The following is a 3,183-nucleotide window of genomic DNA, read 5'->3' on the forward strand; positions in this document are numbered from 1 at the left end:
CGCGCTGCTCATCTCGCAGCTCAAGCACGCTGCCAGCGCGAAGCAGCTCGACAACGAAGAGGCGCAGCTCAAGTCGCGCATCATGCAGCGCATCCTGATCAACGACGCCGAGATCCGCCAGCTCGCCGAGCCGTGGCTGGAAGACCTCGACGGCATCCTGGCTGGCCGGCCCAAGTCCGTCCACTGAGAAGGCGTTCCGAGCGTCCCATGACCCAGGACACCCTGCCGATGCAACTGGACGCCGTGGCCGCTGCCCACGGCGGGCTCGACGAGTTCCGCATGTCGGCGGTGCCCGAGATCAAGGGCATGCTCAAGACGCTGGCCGACGGCAATGTGCTCATCAACCTGAACGGCAGCGACGGCACGGTCTACACCACCACGCTGTGGTCCATCGACGCCGCACGCGGCCTGCTGAGCTTCAGCGCCGATGCCGACAGCAACCAGGTGCAGGCCCTGGTCGAGGCCGAAGACGCGGTGGCCGTGGCCTACCTCGACAGCATCAAGCTGCAGTTCGACGCGAGCGGGCTGGTGCTGGTGCGCGGCGGCAAGTCCAGCGCACTCAATTGCAGCTTCCCACGTGAGATCTACCGCTTTCAGCGGCGCAGTGGCTTTCGGGTCAGGCCGCTGCTGCGCAGCACGCCGGTCGTGCGCGTGCGCCACCCGATGATTCCTGACATGGGCCTGAGCCTGCGCGTGCTCGACGTGAGCATCGGCGGGTGTGCGCTCTTCCTGCCCGAGGACGTGCCGCCGCTGCAACCTGGCGTGGTCCTGAACGGCGTGCAGATCGAACTCGACATCGACACGCGCGTGAGCGCCTCCCTGCGCCTGCAGCACGTGACATCGCTCAACCACGACGCCCGTGGCGTTCGCCTGGGCTGCGAGATCGTCGACCCCAGCGCCGACGTGCTGCGCGCCCTGCAGCGCTACATCGACCAGACGCAGAAGCGCCAACGCGCCCTCGGCTGCTGATCGCGCGGCCACCACGGGAAACCCCTGGCGCCGAAGCGCAACGCTTCAGCGACTGCGTACAAGCGGCTTGCGCCCCCACGCCCGACCATTCGCATCGGTTGATTTGATCGTTCTGATCATCTGTGTGACGCACTGACCTTTTCGGTGCTGCCGCTGGCAGTGCCGGGTCAGCTTGAAGCCGATGCGCGCGGGGCTCCCGTCGCATCGGTCTTTTTTTCGCACTGGAATCTCCCGATGCGCCCGGCCGAGCGCGCGCACTAAGCTTGCCCGGCCTGGCCTGTTGCGTTTCATGAGTGGTATCCCTTCTTCTTTCCCGGTAGCGAACGAGTTGCCCGCCACCCGGCGCCGCGACCTGCTGGTGCTGCTCGAAGACGGCTACCTGTTCGCCGGCCCCTGGGTGGTGAGCGAGACCGCCCGCTTCTCGGCGGCCATCGCGCTCACCGTGGCGGGCGACGGCGACACCTTCGAGTACGGCGCCGGCGGCGAGGCCGGGCGCTGCGAGGTGCTGGTGACGCGGCCGCACGCGCGGCGCCGCCTGGGTGTGCGCGGCGTGCCCATCGTGGCCGTGGGCATCAGCCCCAACCACGCGTGCTACCGGCTCTTTCGCAGCATCGGCGGCCACGGCAGCCTGTGCCTGCCGCGCGCGCTGTTCAGCCCGCTGGACGCTGCGCTGCGCGCCGTGTACGAGCACCGCTGCAGCCTGGCCGAGGTGCAGGCGCTGTTCGCGCAGCTGGTGGCTGCGGTGGCGACGCAGCTGCCGACGCCGGTGGCGCGCGAGAACGACCCGCGCATCCGGCGCGTGCTGCGCATGCTGCATGCGGAGCCGGCGGCCGGGCTCGACGAGCTGGCCGCCGCTTCGGGCTTGTCATACGACCGCATGTCGCACCTCTTCGCCGAAGAGGTGGGCCTGCCCATGCGCAGCTACCAGCTGGCGCAGAAGGTGCACCTGGCCACGCAGCTCGTGGGCTCGGGCCTGTCGCTCACGGAGATCGCCCTGGCGGCGGGCTTTGCCGATTCAGCCCACCTGAGCAAGGTCTGGCTCAGGGCCTATGGTGGCTCGCCGACGCACTTCTTCAGCAACGAGCGGGTGCGGGTGATGAGCGCCTTCCACCCGTCACGCCAGGACGCGAGCGTCGTCTCTTAAGGCTTGCCGCCGCCCTGCGGCGCGTTGCGCTGGGCCTCGTTCCAGGTGGCCAGGCACTGGTGCTTGAGCTTGTCTTCGATCTCGGGGCTGCTGCTGTTGTCCTGCGTCTTCTGGGCTTGCTTGCGCGCGTCCTTGTATTGCGCGGTCTTGCGCGCCTTGGCGAGGTCGGCACGCGCCTTGTCATCGGGCTTGACTTTCCACAGCGCGAGGTAGGCCTCGTCGGCGTGGCCCTTCATCTGCGGGAAGCGCGCCTCGCACTTGGCGAAGCCGAGGTCGAACTGAGCGAGCACCTTCACGTCCGACGGAATGGCGTGGGCGCTGGCGCCCAGCAGGCCGAGCAGGGCGAAGGCGATCGGGGTTCTCATGGGTGCTGCCTTGAAGGGGTGGTCATGCCGGGCTGCATTGTGAACACGAAGCCGCTGTGCGACTGCAACCGAGTGTCAGTCGAGTGTCTTCGGGCCGAACTTGAAGATGGCAGTCTGGATCCTGCCATCCAGCACCTCGTAGATGCAGACCAGCTCGATGCGGCCCGGGCCTTCGGGGAAGGTGCGTGTCACCTCCTCGTGGTCGATCACCATGTTGCCCATCACGGCCCGCTGCAGCAGCCGCGCGTGCAGGTTGGGTTCTTGGAAGCGCGGCCCGGTCCGGGCGGCGATCTCCGCGTGGCCCGTGGTCAGGAGCTTGGCGGGGTGCTCGAACTGCTGCGCGTCTTCGGCATAGGTGGCGAGCCAGGCGTCGAGGTCGCGGGCGTTGTAGGCGTCGAGCTGGCGCTGGACGACGGATTCGGGGTTGAGGGGATGGGTCATGGTGGCGTGAATTCTTTCACGGACTGCGGGGTTGCTGCGCTACCACCCGCTCGGGCTGATCCCTCTGCTCGCGTGCCTCAATCCGTTCAGGCTGAGGTATCGAAGCCCAGTGCCGCTTTTCGCACGTCACTCCGGCGCACGCCGGGGTCCACTGTCTCGCTTTGTCGTTGGTGTTGTTCACAGCGTGAGGCCGCTGCCGGGAGTTCGCCCCGGCGGGCGACCTCCTTTCTTGTGTCGACAAGAAAGGAGGCAAAGAAGCGACCC

At 67.8% G+C, this 3,183-nt stretch carries 5 protein-coding genes; 3 read left to right on the top strand and 2 right to left on the bottom strand.

Translation table 11 applies throughout. From position 1 onward, the window contains the following. From VFL64_RS15600 to VFL64_RS15610, 3 genes are all read left to right on the top strand, one after another. The coding region (locus tag VFL64_RS15600) for a flagellar protein FliT (protein WP_489541296.1) at nucleotides 1-187 on the top strand (187 nt) is incomplete at its 5' end. A gap of 20 nt (nucleotides 188-207) precedes the next feature. Further along, on the top strand, nucleotides 208-969 hold the full coding sequence (locus tag VFL64_RS15605) for a flagellar brake protein (protein WP_489541297.1): 762 nt from the start codon (nucleotides 208-210) through the stop codon (nucleotides 967-969). Nucleotides 970-1,258: 289 nt separating this feature from the next. Continuing rightward, the gene (locus tag VFL64_RS15610) at nucleotides 1,259-2,113 is read left to right on the top strand and encodes a helix-turn-helix domain-containing protein (protein WP_489541298.1); all 855 of its coding nucleotides are present in this window, start codon (nucleotides 1,259-1,261) and stop codon (nucleotides 2,111-2,113) included. Here VFL64_RS15610 and VFL64_RS15615 read toward each other — a convergent pair. Then, a complete protein-coding gene (locus VFL64_RS15615) occupies nucleotides 2,110-2,478 on the bottom strand; it encodes a hypothetical protein (RefSeq protein ID WP_489541299.1) in 369 nt (122 codons plus the stop codon). The genes VFL64_RS15610 and VFL64_RS15615 overlap by 4 nt on opposite strands. Nucleotides 2,479-2,553: 75 nt before the next feature. Further along, entirely contained in the window at nucleotides 2,554-2,919 is a 366-nt protein-coding gene (locus VFL64_RS15620) for a nuclear transport factor 2 family protein (protein WP_489541300.1), read from the bottom strand. Between the last annotated feature and the right edge of the window lie 264 nt (nucleotides 2,920-3,183).

It is taken from the genome of Rhizobacter sp., assembly GCF_035702065.1.
In the GTDB taxonomy this organism is placed as follows: Bacteria; Pseudomonadota; Gammaproteobacteria; order Burkholderiales; family Burkholderiaceae_C; genus Rhizobacter.